This window comes from Burkholderia sp. Bp9143 (genome assembly GCF_003853645.1).
In the GTDB taxonomy this organism is placed as follows: Bacteria; Pseudomonadota; Gammaproteobacteria; order Burkholderiales; family Burkholderiaceae; genus Burkholderia.
On record NZ_QTPO01000200.1, the window covers coordinates 1 to 231 of the forward strand.

The 231-nt window shown below is 62.8% G+C and carries 1 pseudogene; it reads left to right on the forward strand.

The annotated features are described in order from the left end of the window. Positions 1-25 precede the first annotated feature (25 nt). Positions 26-231, forward strand: a pseudogene (locus tag DIE23_RS39350) (ABC transporter ATP-binding protein); the annotation flags it as partial.

Below are 231 nucleotides of genomic sequence, written 5' to 3' on the forward strand. Positions count from 1 at the left end.
GCGTAACGGAAGGGGAGCAAACAACATGACATCCATTCAACCGATCGAATCCTCGACGTCGCTCGTCGAGGAGCGCAACACCGCCAAGACCGTCACCATCGGCCTCCTGACCGCGGCCTTCGTGATCGCGGCGCCGATCATCATCGGCTCGGCAGGCGGCAACTACTGGGTCCGCGTGCTCGACTTCGCGATGCTGTACGTGATGCTCGCGCTGGGCCTGAACGTGGTGGT